Below are 18,198 nucleotides of genomic sequence, written 5' to 3'. Positions count from 1 at the left end.
ATTATATTATGCAAGATAGTAGGGTATTTGTTTTCTATAGTTATCATCATAATTTTATTCCTATCATTTACCCACATAACGCACCCCAAATTCAAAGTTATAACTGGTGTTTGGTGCAACGCTGGGTAGCTGACCACTTAGCGTACCGGATGCGCCTTTAGCAGGAGCAACGATACTACCACTAGTACAGCTAGCACAAGTTGGCGCAAATTCCATGGTTGTGGCTGCCGGTGTTGCATCGCGAAAATTAAATTGTCCGATTGCCGTTGCCCCTTCATTTTTAACCGTCACCCGATACAGCACGCATTGCCCCGTGCCATTGGTGTTTCGACCAATGGTTAAGCCACTGGTGGTATAGCTACTGTCAGCTTGACCATTGCAGTCATCATCTTTGGCTTGTAACTTATACAAACGTAGTTGAGTGGTGGTGACGCGTGTAATGTCAGTGGCAGTATCTAGTACGGTGCCCGTGCTGGTTTTAAACTGTATGCTGGCGGTGTCAATCATACCAACTGGCGCATTGACCGGGCTTTGTACCTTGGCAAATATACGTGTCTGACTCGTTGCAGGGAATAAACTACCGCTAATATTGGTTGGGTCAAGCAAAGTGTCTGTGCTATCAAACTGACCATTGGCATTACTATCGAGATAATAGGTGCTAGTAAAACCGGGTTGGTCATGCTGAGTTACTAATTGATAACTCCCTGTTAGAGCGGTCTTGGTGTAGTTATACAGCGTATGGGTGTAGACAATGGTACCCCCAGGGGTGATTTGTCCTCGTAAATCTGGATCAAAACTTACCGTACCAACTGCATTTAACGTATTTATATTAATCGCGTTTTTTAAGGTATCAAAGCCAAATGTATTGGTATCTTGATAAGTTGCTGAACTGACTTTGAAATAGATAGGTACATTGGTCAGTGTAGCCGTGTCATTTTTTAGTTTGACTACCGCACAATAAGCTTGGCTTTCACCGTTTTTAAGTAGCCGAGTTTGGCCAATTTCATTGCCCAGTGTGCTACAGTCAGCTGATGTGCTGTCAAAATAGCGTACACTAGCGATGCCAGTAGGTAACTCAAGCTTGCTAAAATCACCATCGCCATCAGCAGCGAACTGATAAGCAGTAGCAGCGCCCGTATGTTTGACGGTTAGAGGGAAAACCACTTGACCATTTGACTGACCCGTTAGTGTCTTCCAAGCATTACCATTGTTGGTCGTTGCGCCATTGCCTATACCGTTGTTGCTAGTCTCTGGGCCATTGGTAAGATCCACTGAGATATTGGTAGCAGCAATGCTGGTGTTATTAGTAACGGTGTCTGACTGGGTGCTATCCCCCAATGACTGGGCTTTTGGCACCACTGTATAAACGGTGCCGGTGGCTCCCTCATTGGTGGTTGGCAAACGAACCTTAACCACAATAGGCAACATTCCCCCTGCTGGCAAATTGCCTGTATCAGGAATACCATCACCATTGCTATCGAGCAGCGGTGTCACACCATCGGCACGGTAGAACTCGACCTGATGCGGGGTAGGGAAGTTGTCGCTATTGATAGTCAGGTTAAAGCGATCGTCTGTGTTACCTGTATTCCAAACATAGTTGGTAAAGCTTACCTCATCACCCGCGGTGATACTCGCGGCTGTAACCTGATCATCGCTGCCGCTGTTATTGGCATTGTTGGCATTGGCATTGAGCACCACCCGATAAATTGGCGCAATGTTCCAACGAGCAGTGTTGGAAGTAGTAGAAATATTAGCGGTGCTAGTATTATTATCATGATCGTAGTTGACATTGACAGTATTGAAAATAGCACCAGCCGTGGTCTGTACAACATTGACAGCAAATTGGATATTGCCTGTACTGTTGGCAGGGATACTGGTTAAAGTAGCCTTGACTGTGCGGCCGTCTGTATCAAGATAATAGTCAATACCGCTGGGGTCATTACTACCAGACGCGGGGTTAAGCGCGGTACCGCGCCAAGTTTCTTTGCCCGACTGATAAGACAGACTGGCATGTAAGGTGTCTGTAAGTATCACTTGACCACTATCCATTGAGCTTTGATTAGCGTAATCAAGACGCACGTAGGTAGTATCATTTTGGACAAAAAACGATTTGGTGACTGTAACAATGGCGCTATTGGACAAAGTCACAGTGTCAGTGTTATTAAGTGATAGGGTATTGTTATTGGTCGAGCTGGCAACTAAGCTTAATTTAGCACTGTTGCCCAGCACCACGCCTGTCGTGCCTGTTACGGGAACTTGGGCTTCAACGATAAGGCCTGTAGATTGACCGGGTGCCAGGGTGATGCTGCTTAAATTATTGATATTATCAGCTATGCCGTCTTGGTTAGTATCCGCATAGATTTTAATATTATTGACGTCAAAGCTATCACTCGTCAGGTTTTGGGTTGATAAATTATAGGTATCAGTGATATTACCAGTATTGGTGAGCACGTGCGGGAATTGAATGGTTTGGCCGTTTTGAGCATTTTGGCTACGATCCGCCACTAACGTTGCTGCATAGACAGGTAAAATCGTGGTTTGTACCAGATTAGAGCGGCTGGTTTGGACAACGTTTGAGCCTTCTTCCTTGTATTCCCCAACTGCCATATTACTAATAATATCTCCCGCCAGCACACCGGCGCTGGCTTGATGAGTCCACAAAATAGCCACTGTCAAACCAGCCAATTTTAGCCATTTACGGCAAGCTGTCCCCCCACTTGGTTGGACAAAAGAGGAAAGCTTGTGACGAAAATCAGTCATAGTATTGTCCTATTAGGTTAGGGGTTTACTAAAATTAAAAAATATAGAGCTGCTTTCTGACTGGCATCGAGTGTACCGACATCTGCTTTGATGCTGCCTTGATTTACTGTGACCGTGCCCTGTGTCACGCTTGGTGCTGGCGAGGTTTTTAATGTGGTAAATGCCGGAGCACTGTCAGCGATTGTCACGCTTTTAGCTTGAGTCGCGCTGTCATTGTTGACCGTTAAGCGATAGGCTACACACTGGTTTGGTTTAACCTGTACGGCTGATACGCTATAATTTAACGTGGTTAAATCACTGATGCCACAAGGTGTGCTGGCTTGCGATTTTACCAAGCGCAGCTGGTTGATACCCACAGTAGTGACATCGGTATTTTGCACTGACGTGGCGCTCAAGCCTTGTAACGTACCGACTGGTTCAACCACGAGGGTCACTTGACTGGTGATACCTTGCTTGGCAGTAGGTGGCGCTTGCACTTTAAGTAATAACTGAATGGTTTGATTAGAGGCAAGACCTGCATTGTTAGTGATGGTTGCTAAATCATTGGCAATAGGGTCTGTGCTATCTAACAAACCGTTATTATTAGCATCATAGTATAAGGTATAGTTAAAATTATCTTGGTTATTGAGCGGCGTCACCTTTAATAGCACTTGACCCGTGCTTGTGCCTTCGGTCAGGCTGCCGATGTTTTTTAGGCTGTGTAAATATACCACGGTGCCTGCAACATCTACTTGTCCTTGTTGGTCATTTTGCAGGGTAAAGCCGCGATAGGGTTCGACGTTTACTTGATTTTTTATAACATCGCCCTGTCCATTAATGGCGGATTTGACCGCAAACCAAATCGCTAAGCTAGTGTTGGTAATGGTACTGCTAGCTTGTACGACGGCGCAGTAATTCTTACTTGTCCCTGCTGCCACACTGCCTGTTTGCGTAATTTGCTTGCCTAACGTGGTACAGCTGGCATCGCCTTCATAAAAACTTACTTGCCACCCATCGGGTAAGCCATTAACTGGGTTGTTCAAATTAATAGCTTGATTGGATGCATACAAGGTGTAGTTATTAGCGATAGGCGCGCTATTATTAACGATTAACGGAAAGACGGCCTTGCCTTGCTGAAGAACTTTGTTAACAAATGCCGCGCCATTATTATCAATGTTGCCTACGCCATATCCTGAGTTATCGCTATTGTATAAATCAGTGCTACCCACGATTACAGCCGTGATTTGATTACGAACGGCATTGAATTTTGTGGTGTCAGTGACCGAAGTCGCTGTTAAATCGGCATAAATAGCTTGACTGGCGCTACAGTTGGCAGTGGTGCTGATACCTAACTTGATAGCGCGACTAGCCCCAGCTGCCAAGATGCCGGTATCGACAATCCCATCATTATTGCTATCAACTAGCGGTGTGCGTCCATCACTGGCATATAGTTTTACACTCGCACATGCTGGCAATCCTGCTGAGCTAACCGTTAAATTAAAGCTGTCCGTCGTGCTGCCAGTGTTCCAAATATAATCATCAAACAACACCTCTTGTCCAGCGTTGATAGCAGGTTTAGTAGTTAAATTGTCGGGTGCTTGATTGGGGTTGCCATTATCACTACTACCGGTTGACGTGACATTTGCAATGACGCCATAAGTATACTGATTGCGATAAATCACAGTGTTAGTCTTAGTGGTTCTAATGGCTGTAGTACCATTGACCGTATATTGACTATAATCTGCAGTATTTGCAATGGTTGCCAGCTTGATGTCATTCACTGTTGCTTTAAAGCTGATGGCGCCTGTAGTTAAAGCGGGAATGTTGGCCAATTCAAACTGTATTTGATTACCGACGACCTTGTATTTGATACCCGTATTGGCAAAGCTTTCGTTATCATCAGCCTCGGTTAATGTGCCACTACCATTGCTCCAGCGAGCGCTGCTACTTACATACGCTAACCCCGAATCTAAAATATCTGTCACAATAAGCTTACCCGGCGCACTGCCATTATTGGTGTAGCTTAATGTATATGTCACATCTTGAATACTATTGCCACTGCTTACACTTTGTGATTTAGTCACTAAAATTACCGCATCATCAATAACTTGTGCGATGTCATTGACGCTTTGGGTGACACTGCTTGAGGTTTTACTCGTTGCTGTTAAAGTAAAGTTTGCTTGATTGGTCTTGCTAGCTGTCGTGGGTATCGTACCAGCAACAACAATCGATATTGATTCGCCAGCATCTAAAGATAAAGTAGACCCCGTGTTTAGTAAGTTAATATTATCATCAGGAATACCATTTTGGTCACGGTCAGCATACACAGCCACATTAGTTAAATCAAAGTTGTCGTTCGATGCTTGTGCCACGTTAAGCGTATAGCTATCAGCCACATTACCGGTATTAGTAAGAACGTGGGGAAAGTTTAACTTAGCACCAATGAGCCCTACCTGGTTTTGATTATTGGTAAGGCTCAGCGCGCGGACTTCCTGAATCGTTAACGACACTGGATTAGAATCAATGACCAAGGTATTACCTTGTTCATCGATATAATCACCGCTGGCAATATTGATAATCTGACTACCAGGCAACGGCAGTCCTGCCCAAGCTGACGAGAACGTGGTAAATAGCACCACTAACAGTAAACATTTACTGAACACACGACAAAATTTATCTTGCGCAGATGGGCAATAAAGCTGCATATATGATTTTACCTTGTAGCAATATTTGTCAAAAAAATCGACTATTCTTATCGCAAAAATAATCAATCATTGATATGTAACAGATAATCCATGTATTAAACTAAGTTTGTAAACTAAAGTATATATCTTTACGATAAATTGCTCTATTTTAACAGTCAAGTGGTAATAAATTACCATCAACATTTTATAAACCATTGATGCCTATCATCATATCTTCATAATTTTGTCATATTATCAGCATTTTTAATGCTCATTAGAGAACGTCAATATGCCAAATAATCAGCCCACTGCTAATAGCAACTTCAGTATCAGCAATCATATCACTGATATGCTTGATGACTTACCCCAATCACATTTTTTAAATGATGAAACCCTCAAAAACAATGATAGACTGCGTCAACAAATGCATGATGACTTGATTGACAGCTATGACGAAGAGATTGAGTCCGAAATGGACGACTATATCCAAGATTTACGGTATGACGGGCAACCGTTGACCGACAGCCAAAAAATCGCTCGCCATATTTATTTCAATGAATTGATTCGTCTGCAAAAAGAATTGATCAAATTACAAGATTGGGTAGTAGCAACGGGTGAGCGCATCGTTGTCATCTTTGAAGGTCGCGACTCAGCGGGTAAAGGCGGTGCTATCAAACGTATCACCCAACGGCTCAATCCCCGCGTCTGCCGTGTAGCCGCACTGCCTGCGCCCAATGACCGAGAAAAAACCCAATGGTATTTTCAGCGCTATGTCGCGCACCTGCCAGCGGCGGGGGAGATTGTACTATTTGACCGCAGTTGGTACAACCGTGCTGGGGTTGAGCGAGTGATGGGGTTTTGTACTGACGCGCAATACGAAGAGTTTTTTGAGTCAGTACCAGAATTTGAGCGTATGTTGGTGCGCTCGGGGATTCGCTTAATCAAATATTGGTTTTCTATTTCAGATGACGAGCAAGAGTCACGCTTTATGAGCCGTATTTATGACCCGCTCAAACAGTGGAAACTCTCACCGATGGATTTAGAATCGCGTCGCCGCTGGGAGGATTATACCAAGGCCAAGGAGGTGATGTTTGAACGCACCCATATTCCTGAAGCTCGGTGGTGGGTGGTTGAGGGGGATGATAAGAAAAAAGCGCGGCTAAACTGCATCAACCATCTGCTCTCACAAATTCCCTACCAAGAAATACAACGGGACAATGTAGTATTACCAGAACGCGAGCATCACGACAATTACCAACGTGAGCCTATCGGGGAAGATATGTATGTGCCCAACGTGTACTAATTTTTTAGTTTACTCCCGCAAAAAGGATACGCTATGTATCCTCTTTTAAACGCCGCCTGTTTTTGGTAGATTAAGCTTCAGCAGTTATTACGTCAGCGCTTGAAGAGACTGACTTGAAAACCGTGAATCTGACCATTGTGTTCTAGGTTCTGCATGGTAATTTGCAAACCATGCAGCTCAGCAATGCGGCGCACAATCGACAGACCCAAACCACTACCAATCTCAGCTTGACCTGCGGGACGAAAAAACCGCTCTGACAGCCGAGCAAGGTCGATAGGTGCAACCCCGTTGCCATTGTCGATGACGGTAATCACCTCACTATCTAATACCAACCGAATCGTGGTATGGTCAGGGCTATAGCGAATGGCATTGTCCAATAGGTTGCGCAGCAAAATGCCGATTAAAGTGGCGTTACCTGTCAAAGGCAAGATAGCTTTGGCATCCACCAACACATCACGGCGTAATTGGCTATTTTTTTCGCGGGCACGGCGGTTGACTTCTGAGAGGATGTCATTGGATAGGGCTATCCAATCAATCGGTGCAAAGGTCTGCGGATCGAGCCCTTGCTGCGGTGCCAGTTTTGCCAAAATCAGCAACTGTTCGACCAGTCGATTGGCGCGCTCATTACTGTGACTGATTTGTTGGCAGTGACTCAGGAGTGCATCGGTTTGGCTATCGGTTAAATTGGCTTGCAAAATGGTTTGTTGTAGTACATCGGTCTGTAGCTTGATGGCAGTGAGCGGGCTGCGCAATTCATGAGAAGCATCTGCGGTAAAGCGTTTTTCACGCTCAAGGGTATCCGCGACTTTATCAAATAACCCATTAAGCGCGTTTAGCAAGGGTTGAATTTCTAACGGTGTATCAACCGATAAAGGGGTTTTATCTTCAGGGCTACGAGTGCTCAATAAGTCACTAATCCGTTTGAGCGGAACAAAGCCACGCCGCACTGACAGCCATGTCAGCATAATTAATAGCATCACCCCAATCAGCGAAGGAACAAGTTGAATGGTTAATGATTTATAGATAATCTCTTGACGTGAATTAAGGTTTTGCCCGATGGCGATTAGATGGTTGGTGGCGTCATCATGCGCATAAAACAGGCGCCACGAGTGACTAAAGGGATTGAGCTCTTGATAGGCACTGTTGTTTTCCAAAAAACCGTGTTGTTTGGGTAAAAAAGTAAAATGCTGACCGTCTTTGTCAGCCATCAGTAATTTACCGTTTTGATCCCAAATCGCAAAACCCATGTAGTCTTCTTCGGCATCCCCTAAATCGCCTGATAGCAAGCCATTTTCAAGATTTAAAATTTTAGGTTCATTGGCAGAGTTGGTGAGATGAAGTTTAACGTCTTGAGAAATACCAATCAGATAGCGGGCTAATTGGGTGATTTGGGTGTCATTGATTTCGTTGATTTCGTGCGAAAGCCGCCATACCGATATGAGGGTAATCGATAGCCAAATAATCGGTAGCCCGATGAGCAGGGAATTGAGTAGCTGCCTTTGGATACTATAAGCTTTTTGAGTGGTAGCGGTCATGGTGGTAACAGCTTAAAGAAGGATAGCGGGGGGATCATTCAGGGCGCTGCAAGGCAGGATTAAGATAATAACCAATACCACGCCGAGTGAGGATAAAATCATTACCGAGTTTTTTTCGCAGGTTATGAATATGTACTTCAATCGCGTTGCTTTCGATATCTTGCTGCCAACCGTATAGCTTATCCTCAAGGCTGGCACGGCTATGCACCAATTTGGGATAGCTGATAAACTGCTCAAGGACAGTGATTTCTTTGGCAGTCAAATCCACCCATTTTCCTTGATAAAAAACTTGCTGCTGCTGTGGCAAGTAGCTGACATCCCCATAGCGGATTTCAGTCTGACTGCGGCCTTGGCTACGGCGAATCAAAGCCTGCAAACGGGCAACCACTTCATCTAAAGCAAACGGTTTGACCAAATAATCGTCTGCGCCAGCATTGAGACCTGCCACGCGGTTGGCAATGGCATCGCGCGCCGTAATAATCAGTACAGGTGTGTCAATCTTTTGTTGTCGCCAATTGGCCAAAATGGTCATCCCATCGCCACGCGGCAAGGTCAAATCCAATAACACAGCATCAAACACCCCTTCATGAATTGCCATTTCACCGAGTTTGGCATCAGCAAACCAATCCACCATCATGTTTTGTTGGTTCAAACCTTTGACAATACCATCGGCAATGGTGGCATCATCTTCAATCAGTAAAATTCGGGTCATGAGGGTCTTCCGTGGGTTTTATCTTATTTTTTAGCAAAGGTATTTATTGAACGGTTTTTTCACCCGTTATCATCGATTTTACCAAGTTTTGCTGTTGTAGTCTTCCCATTATAATCGCGGCTGCCACATGTAAAGGGACTAGTATCCAAAGACTGTTGGCTAAAAATTCGTGAATCGCTTGGATGCTATCGTCTCCCCAAAATTGGTCGGTGGTTTGCAGATAGCCTGTGACACCCAGCGCGATAATAACGCCCCATAGCGCAAACATCATCAGCGCACCCAATGGATTGTGACCCAGATGACCTTGAAACTTATGCTGCTTGAGGTCGGTCATATGCTCGCGAATGCGGGTTGGGGTAGGGAAAAAATTACTAAATCTGGCGTATTGGCTACCCACCGACCCCCAAATCAAACGAAACACTACAAGCGCTACGACGGCATAGCCTATGTACTCATGAACATCACTACCGCCTTCAGTGACGATAAGGTTGGCAAAAATACCCGCAGCGACTGCCCAATGAGTGATGCGCACCCAAATATCCCAGACTTTGACGGTTTGTGCAGATTGTGGTTGTGGTAACATTGCTATTTTCCCTTGTCTAAAATATCAACACGGCTAAGTTAGCCGTGTCAAGGCATAACATTGGCAAACCTACCTCAAATTGCGTTGGTTGGACGGTTTGCTTATCCTATTATTAGTCGATTTCTGATTTAACGATTTTGCCGTCTTTGGTATCAAAGTACATTTCGACTTTTTTGCCACCTTTGCTTTTGCCATACATTTCATAGCAGTTGCCATCAGTTTTGAATTTTTTGATAGTAAAGCCATGTTTTTCTAGTGCTTTTTGAAAATCGGCTTGCGGGATTTGTTCGTTTTTTGGGTGCGCTTGGCAGTTGGCTTCGGCAAATGCGCTGTTAGCTGATAACATAGCGAGTGCCAATAAGCCTGAGGTGATTAATGATTTTTTCATAATGCCATCCTAAGTTTTTGATAAAGTTGTCAGGTCACGGGATAAGGTTGATGAGGAGGTATATCCGAGTGGCTAAGTGTATTAAAACAACCTAACCTTAACGAAAACTTAGCTGAAGATGGCGCAATAAAAATTGAAGCGAAAAATTAAAACCACTTGCAAAAGCAAAATTTTTTGGTAAAATGGCACTCCTACTTACACAAGTAGATTGTTAGACCCTTTTAGGCATATAGCTCAGTTGGTTAGAGCACCACCTTGACATGGTGGGGGTCGTCTGTTCGAGTCAGATTATGCCTACCATATTCCAAAAGCCCCAGTCGATTGATTGGGGCTTTTTTATTGCAGTGATATCAAGGGTTTACGTGGTTTTTCGAGAGTTGAAATTTTGACCACTTTTGTGATTTTGGGCACAGAAAAATCGCTTAAAAATCTTGTGTGCCCAAATTGTGCCCAAATTGTGCCTTGGTTAATTTTTGAGCAAGTAGATTTTGACCCCCACTCAAATTTAAAAGAGATGAAACTGAATTATTTTTTTTTCGAGTTTCATTGCTTATTTTAAATAGTCTTCATGTCCTAAAAAAAATCCTTTCAAAGTTATTCCCTCCAAATTAAAAACATGGCTATTAGAAACTTTAAGACATTGACACACTAGTTTAGTTAACCGTCTTGAGATTGGAAAAATAGATACAAAAGCTGTTATACGGACTATATAGAGTTTTGAGTTTTCACGGTACGACTCTAAATCCACATACTAATAAAATAATACATAAGCAAAAATTCAATATATTAAATTGCTTACCTTAACTTTAGATTAGGACTATCTCGTATAAAAATGAGAAATATTGACGAAAAAAATGCAAAGTAGATATATACTAGAAAAATTTAGTAGGGTGCATGAACAATATCAATCAAGCTCATGTTTCTAAACCATCTATGCGATGGCGAACTTCAAAGAATTAACTTAGGCACAGCACCGAGCTTTCTAAACCATCTATGCGATGGCGAACTTAACCTCCAATGACAATGGCATCATGTCATTTTTCTAAACCATCTATGCGATGGCGAACTTGATGTTCAAAATACAAATTCAATTACCGTTTTTCTAAACCATCTATGCGATGGCGAACATGACAATCAAAACTATGACATCGTTGAGTGCTTTCTAAACCATCTATGCGATGGCGAACCCAACAAAGGTATTAACAAACGGCTCGTCATTTTTCTAAACCATCTATGCGATGGCGAACCATGCGGGAGACTTAGAATACACAACGATAATTTTCTAAACCATCTATGCGATGGCGAACGTGGGCGGTCAAGTCGTGGGCGTTGGCGATAATTTCTAAACCATCTATGCGATGGCGAACTCATGAGCGTTTACAATGCCATCAACCTAGCATTTCTAAACCATCTATGCGATGGCGAACATAAAATGCTACATCTAGTTACTGGCGTTCCATTTCTAAACCATCTATGCGATGGCGAACTTGCCAAGTGGGTCGGTAATGCTGTTTCTGTTTTTCTAAACCATCTATGCGATGGCGAACTTGTCGTGCCGGTGAATTAACAAAACTCACCTTTTCTAAACCATCTATGCGATGGCGAACATTTCCACTTGGCACCGTGATATCTCATTAATTTTCTAAACCATCTATGCGATGGCGAACTGACTAATAATCCAAGGCGCTAATTTCCACTTTTTCTAAACCATCTATGCGATGGCGAACCTTTGGTACTTTAACCATGCCTTTGGTAATCATTTCTAAACCATCTATGCGATGGCGAACGTCGCACCGTAGCCGATGGTCGGTATTTTAGCTTTCTAAACCATCTATGCGATGGCGAACAAGTGGCTAGTTATGACCCTACTACTCACAATTTTCTAAACCATCTATGCGATGGCGAACTGCTCGTTAATCCAATCTTGGGCTTCTTGGTATTTCTAAACCATCTATGCGATGGCGAACGATGATGAGTTTGAATATCCGCACTATAACGATTTCTAAACCATCTATGCGATGGCGAACTCCAATAGACACGGTTTCCATTCTGTCTTTGCTTTCTAAACCATCTATGCGATGGCGAACTAACGGCTATGCGTAACCTAACAATGTCTAACTTTCTAAACCATCTATGCGATGGCGAACAAGCGTTAGCCGCAAGTCTAGGCGTGACTACTTTTCTAAACCATCTATGCGATGGCGAACCGGATAACACAGCGTTACGCGCATTTGTCGCCTTTCTAAACCATCTATGCGATGGCGAACCTCAACCCAAGCAGCGCACTGATTGGTAGCAGTTTCTAAACCATCTATGCGATGGCGAACCTAGTTCTGCTCCTGCTTCAACTGCTTTACCTTTTCTAAACCATCTATGCGATGGCGAACTGTGTGCTTTTAGCATTGGGTCATACGATAATTTTCTAAACCATCTATGCGATGGCGAACATTGCAGTAACGACACTTGTAGCGACATCAAATTTCTAAACCATCTATGCGATGGCGAACCAATGCAGTTAAAAAAAGATAGGACTTCTAAGTTTCTAAACCATCTATGCGATGGCGAACTTTGGGAGGGTAGATGTTTGCCTGCGGTTGAGTTTCTAAACCATCTATGCGATGGCGAACAAAACATATAGAAAAATGTGGTCGGACGGGCATTTCTAAACCATCTATGCGATGGCGAACTCTTAAAGTAAAACTTGAGCTTAAACTTGCGCTTTCTAAACCATCTATGCGATGGCGAACGGTCGCCTGGATAATGTTGGCTAACTGGTTTGTTTCTAAACCATCTATGCGATGGCGAACAATGTCTATAACGTCAATAAAAACTCGGTAGATTTCTAAACCATCTATGCGATGGCGAACAATGTCCCAAGAGTTGCGAGACATGATAGAGCTTTCTAAACCATCTATGCGATGGCGAACTCAACGTCGGTTCAAAGGTCGATAGCGTGGGCTTTCTAAACCATCTATGCGATGGCGAACGGAATGGATAGGCTGACAATAACCCTGCCATTTTTCTAAACCATCTATGCGATGGCGAACCCGATAACAATAGATATTGCCTTATCAAGTTGTTTCTAAACCATCTATGCGATGGCGAACGGATGGTTTTTGGCTTGCGATGCACGCGCATATTTCTAAACCATCTATGCGATGGCGAACTCTATCAAATTGGCTTGGCACTTATGCAAGTATTTCTAAACCATCTATGCGATGGCGAACGGAACTTTGGCGGTTGCCACGGTTTCGCTGTATTTCTAAACCATCTATGCGATGGCGAACGCAAACTAACCGCGACACTACCAAGTCAAGCATTTCTAAACCATCTATGCGATGGCGAACTTTTTGGCAATGCGGGCAAGTGATGTCATAGCTTTCTAAACCATCTATGCGATGGCGAACTATTAATTAGTATTTTAATAGGATCATCAAATTTTCTAAACCATCTATGCGATGGCGAACTAACGCCAATATTATTGATGATGGTGAGGGTTTTTCTAAACCATCTATGCGATGGCGAACTCGGTGTTGTTATCGGTATGATTTTCCGCAAATTTCTAAACCATCTATGCGATGGCGAACTCATATGTTTACCCTTTAGTGCATCGAATATCTTTCTAAACCATCTATGCGATGGCGAACAAAAAGCCGATGACCAGCAAATGATAACGCTGTTTCTAAACCATCTATGCGATGGCGAACCATTTTCTATATCAAGACAAGCCCAAAGTACATTTCTAAACCATCTATGCGATGGCGAACAACAACGGCTAGACCTTGAGCAACGCGCTGGCTTTCTAAACCATCTATGCGATGGCGAACCTAAAGTTGATGCAGTTGGTGACAAAGTAACTTTTCTAAACCATCTATGCGATGGCGAACGCGAACATCAGCACCAACACCAGTTACTTTGTTTTCTAAACCATCTATGCGATGGCGAACTTCTAGCTTGCATTGAAGTATTGTCTCGATTGTTTCTAAACCATCTATGCGATGGCGAACTCAATGATGGTATGCTTATATCAAGTGGCGTTTTTCTAAACCATCTATGCGATGGCGAACGGCGGTGTTGGAGCGTTTGTCGCTATGGCATTTTTCTAAACCATCTATGCGATGGCGAACACGGTCTCCAGCCATGTGAACAAGCAACGATTTTTCTAAACCATCTATGCGATGGCGAACGTATTATTGTTTGTTGTACTAAAATTTGTAGTTTTCTAAACCATCTATGCGATGGCGAACACTTCAGTTTTAAAAGTTGTAACCAAGTCAGTTTTCTAAACCATCTATGCGATGGCGAACCTGAGCAATTTATTAGGTACATGGGTGTTTTTTTTCTAAACCATCTATGCGATGGCGAACTCAATCGTTGTGATTTATAAGCGAGTGATTGATTTCTAAACCATCTATGCGATGGCGAACCTCGGTTATCTTGACGCTGTTACCACCAAAGATTTCTAAACCATCTATGCGATGGCGAACTCCCCCATTTGCTCATGCCGCCAGTCCTACGGTTTCTAAACCATCTATGCGATGGCGAACAAATCGGGTTTAAAAAGCCCTACGATTGAACATTTTCTAAACCATCTATGCGATGGCGAACAGCACAATTACAAGGTTGTGGGTTTGAAGTTTTTTCTAAACCATCTATGCGATGGCGAACGAATGTGTGGGAATTTATCGACTTTCAGCAACTTTCTAAACCATCTATGCGATGGCGAACAAAACTTGATAGAGCCAAGACTTGTTATTCGATTTCTAAACCATCTATGCGATGGCGAACGCTTTAAAACGTGGTTACAATCGTGTTGTTAATTTTCTAAACCATCTATGCGATGGCGAACGTGTCAATCTTGAGGAGTTGCAAATTCCTTTGTTTCTAAACCATCTATGCGATGGCGAACTGACTGGCATTGCGCTCGAAGCTGTCGATTGGTTTCTAAACCATCTATGCGATGGCGAACTGTTTCAGGCGCGTTTATTGTTGCGGGTGTAGTTTCTAAACCATCTATGCGATGGCGAACGTCCTGCAACTCCCTCAACGTCTTTGTCTGTTTTTCTAAACCATCTATGCGATGGCGAACGTCCTGCAACTCCCTCAACGTCTTTGTCTGTTTTTCTAAACCATCTATGCGATGGCGAACACAAGCATGGAGGAACATAGGCATTGGGGCTTTTTCTAAACCATCTATGCGATGGCGAACACCTAAGTATCTCTAACGGTTAACGCTGTTAGTTTCTAAACCATCTATGCGATGGCGAACGTTAGAGATACTTAGGTAACGCACCGTTGTTATTTCTAAACCATCTATGCGATGGCGAACATTTATGCAAATAATTCTGATTTGCGTGTGTCTTTCTAAACCATCTATGCGATGGCGAACCTTACTAACCGCTTGCCACAGGTGCAACTTTTTTTCTAAACCATCTATGCGATGGCGAACCGCGCTGTGACTTGGCTCATGATGATTTTGAATTTCTAAACCATCTATGCGATGGCGAACACTCACACCCTTCTCGGTGGTCTCTGATTTCATTTCTAAACCATCTATGCGATGGCGAACGGTTTAGGCTGCTTAACTAACTTGCGGTCTTGTTTCTAAACCATCTATGCGATGGCGAACCAGCCGACCAATTCCTGCGCTGGAATCGTGCATTTCTAAACCATCTATGCGATGGCGAACCTGCTAACCATTTTTATTGATTTTGAGGATAATTTCTAAACCATCTATGCGATGGCGAACCTTCTAGTTATTCCTTTGCACCGCCACAATCATTTCTAAACCATCTATGCGATGGCGAACCCGCAAATCCTGCACGTTTAATCGCAGCAAGTTTTCTAAACCATCTATGCGATGGCGAACCTATTAGCACTGAGCAAGAAGCGCGTGCCAGTTTTCTAAACCATCTATGCGATGGCGAACTGTCGTGTTGTCGCTACAATCTTTTCAAGCGTTTTCTAAACCATCTATGCGATGGCGAACCTGGGCGGTATCGGCTCAATCTTTGTGAAGGTTTTCTAAACCATCTATGCGATGGCGAACGCCAATCTTGAATTGCTTGCCATGATGTGATTTTTCTAAACCATCTATGCGATGGCGAACTGATTTATCGCTATCTTTTGCGTACTTGGTTTTTTCTAAACCATCTATGCGATGGCGAACGCATTGTCTAACGATATCCGCGTTACAAGCATTTTCTAAACCATCTATGCGATGGCGAACTCGCCAAATAGCACGTCAGGCGATGTGTAGATTTTCTAAACCATCTATGCGATGGCGAACTCGATGCAGTTGGCGATAAAGTAACTGGCGTTTTTCTAAACCATCTATGCGATGGCGAACAATTGCGTTTGTACTATAAGGCATGGTTACGTTTTCTAAACCATCTATGCGATGGCGAACGAAAAATCGTGCTGAAGTTCTAGCTTGGATTATTTCTAAACCATCTATGCGATGGCGAACCTCCTTTACGCGCTTAGACGTAATTTTTGAGGTTTCTAAACCATCTATGCGATGGCGAACTTAGTAATGATTGTGACAAGATGAAAAATATGTTTCTAAACCATCTATGCGATGGCGAACTATTTTAGACCAATTCTTTCTTTAACACATTATTTCTAAACCATCTATGCGATGGCGAACTGCTGAAAGCGGATAAAATCCCAAATATTTAATTTCTAAACCATCTATGCGATGGCGAACTGCGTTTTATTGCTACTGGTGGTATTTTGAAAGTTTCTAAACCATCTATGCGATGGCGAACTTGCTTTTTTTACCATGTATCTCATCCCCTTTTTTCTAAACCATCTATGCGATGGCGAACAACAGATTTTAACTGGTGCGGGGCTGACGCTTTTTCTAAACCATCTATGCGATGGCGAACGTTCGCTCTATGTACCCAAGTGCAGGGACTTTTTTCTAAACCATCTATGCGATGGCGAACGACCCAAAAGAGCCGCTAGGACTTATTTGTATCTTTCTAAACCATCTATGCGATGGCGAACATAGCCCCACCTATCGCTATTGCATCGTCACCTTTCTAAACCATCTATGCGATGGCGAACATGAATATTCAGAAATACAATACACCAATAAATTTCTAAACCATCTATGCGATGGCGAACATGTACTCATTGACCCAACTGGTGTTTTTAAGGTTTCTAAACCATCTATGCGATGGCGAACTCAATATCGGTACAAAAATTGATGCGGTTGGTTTTCTAAACCATCTATGCGATGGCGAACAACAGCCCCAAAAAAAAGCTGGGACTACTAAGTTTCTAAACCATCTATGCGATGGCGAACAATAGTGTTAGAATTTGAATTGATACCAATTTTTTCTAAACCATCTATGCGATGGCGAACGTACTGATGGTTGATGGTGTTATTAACCAATCTTTCTAAACCATCTATGCGATGGCGAACCAAATGATTTTACTTATTATGAATATGAGGTTTTTCTAAACCATCTATGCGATGGCGAACCTGAAGCTGGTAAAACTGTTGACACTGCTGGCTTTCTAAACCATCTATGCGATGGCGAACGGATTACTTTCTTTTATGGTGCAACTCATAATTTTCTAAACCATCTATGCGATGGCGAACAATTTCTGTTTGCATTAGCTGTTCTGCTGATGTTTCTAAACCATCTATGCGATGGCGAACATATAAAGACATTGGTAAAAGGCACACCAAGATTTCTAAACCATCTATGCGATGGCGAACACGGGGGTGAATATGATTATGATGGCAATGTCTTTCTAAACCATCTATGCGATGGCGAACCTGATACTGACGCCTCCCACGCTTGTGGCACTTTTCTAAACCATCTATGCGATGGCGAACCTTTTACTGGCATGGCTTTTAAAGTGCATTTATTTCTAAACCATCTATGCGATGGCGAACTGTCTTTGAGTGAATGCAAGCGATACGCCAGTTTTCTAAACCATCTATGCGATGGCGAACAAATACTTGAATGATACCGCCTTACAAGTGCTTTTCTAAACCATCTATGCGATGGCGAACATCTCAAGGTGTAACCAATGCGACGATCAACATTTCTAAACCATCTATGCGATGGCGAACATGAAAAAGCCCCGAAATCTTGGCGGATACGGTTTCTAAACCATCTATGCGATGGCGAACATTTTTTATTATTTGAATTGTATCTTATGGATTTTCTAAACCATCTATGCGATGGCGAACGCGTTAACGTCTTGATTTTTTAGTTGCTTACTTTTCTAAACC

7 protein-coding genes, 1 tRNA gene and 1 CRISPR repeat array (1 of these 9 cut by a window edge) are annotated in these 18,198 nt (G+C 43.1%); of the genes, 2 read left to right on the top strand and 6 right to left on the bottom strand.

Annotation, left to right across the window (positions count from 1 at the left end; all coding sequences use genetic code 11):
* Nucleotides 1-63: 63 nt before the first annotated feature.
* Nucleotides 64-2,760, bottom strand: coding sequence for a hypothetical protein (locus tag LAJ61_RS03500; protein WP_224054486.1), 2,697 nt, complete (start codon nucleotides 2,758-2,760; stop codon nucleotides 64-66).
* 17 nt (nucleotides 2,761-2,777) lie between these two features.
* Nucleotides 2,778-5,444 (bottom strand): DUF11 domain-containing protein, encoded by a 2,667-nt coding sequence (locus LAJ61_RS03495; protein WP_224054485.1) that lies wholly within the window; start codon nucleotides 5,442-5,444, stop codon nucleotides 2,778-2,780.
* Nucleotides 5,445-5,712: 268 nt separating this feature from the next.
* Here LAJ61_RS03495 and ppk2 point away from each other — a divergent pair, with 268 nt between their 5' ends.
* Nucleotides 5,713-6,726: a polyphosphate kinase 2 gene (gene ppk2, locus LAJ61_RS03490; RefSeq protein WP_409034983.1), complete on the top strand. Its 1,014-nt coding sequence runs from the start codon at nucleotides 5,713-5,715 to the stop codon at nucleotides 6,724-6,726.
* Between the two features lie 92 nt (nucleotides 6,727-6,818).
* On the opposite strand, the gene LAJ61_RS03485 is transcribed toward ppk2, so the two are convergent.
* From LAJ61_RS03485 to LAJ61_RS03470, 4 genes are all read right to left on the bottom strand, one after another.
* Nucleotides 6,819-8,261 (bottom strand): ATP-binding protein, encoded by a 1,443-nt coding sequence (locus tag LAJ61_RS03485; protein ID WP_224054484.1) that lies wholly within the window; start codon nucleotides 8,259-8,261, stop codon nucleotides 6,819-6,821.
* A 34-nt stretch (nucleotides 8,262-8,295) separates the two neighbouring features.
* Nucleotides 8,296-8,973, bottom strand: a complete 678-nt coding sequence (locus LAJ61_RS03480; RefSeq protein ID WP_224054483.1) for a response regulator — start codon at nucleotides 8,971-8,973, stop codon at nucleotides 8,296-8,298.
* Between the two features lie 43 nt (nucleotides 8,974-9,016).
* Nucleotides 9,017-9,556 carry a cytochrome b/b6 domain-containing protein gene (locus LAJ61_RS03475; RefSeq protein ID WP_224054482.1) on the bottom strand — a complete coding sequence of 180 codons (540 nt, stop codon included), beginning with the start codon at nucleotides 9,554-9,556 and terminating at the stop codon, nucleotides 9,017-9,019.
* A 112-nt stretch (nucleotides 9,557-9,668) separates the two neighbouring features.
* Nucleotides 9,669-9,944, bottom strand: a complete 276-nt coding sequence (locus LAJ61_RS03470) for a PepSY domain-containing protein (RefSeq protein ID WP_224054481.1) — start codon at nucleotides 9,942-9,944, stop codon at nucleotides 9,669-9,671.
* 223 nt (nucleotides 9,945-10,167) lie between these two features.
* On the opposite strand from LAJ61_RS03470, the gene LAJ61_RS03465 reads away from it, so the two are divergent.
* Nucleotides 10,168-10,244, top strand: a tRNA-Val gene (locus LAJ61_RS03465).
* A 619-nt stretch (nucleotides 10,245-10,863) separates the two neighbouring features.
* Nucleotides 10,864-18,198: direct repeats of the CRISPR family, unit length 28 nt; unit sequence TTTCTAAACCATCTATGCGATGGCGAAC; it runs 2,239 nt beyond the window's last position.

The organism is Faucicola osloensis, assembly GCF_020041925.1.
GTDB classification, from domain to species: Bacteria; Pseudomonadota; Gammaproteobacteria; order Pseudomonadales; family Moraxellaceae; genus Faucicola; species Faucicola osloensis_D.
The sequence above is the reverse complement of the archived record's forward strand: the minus strand, read 5'-3'. Positions and strand labels throughout refer to the sequence as shown.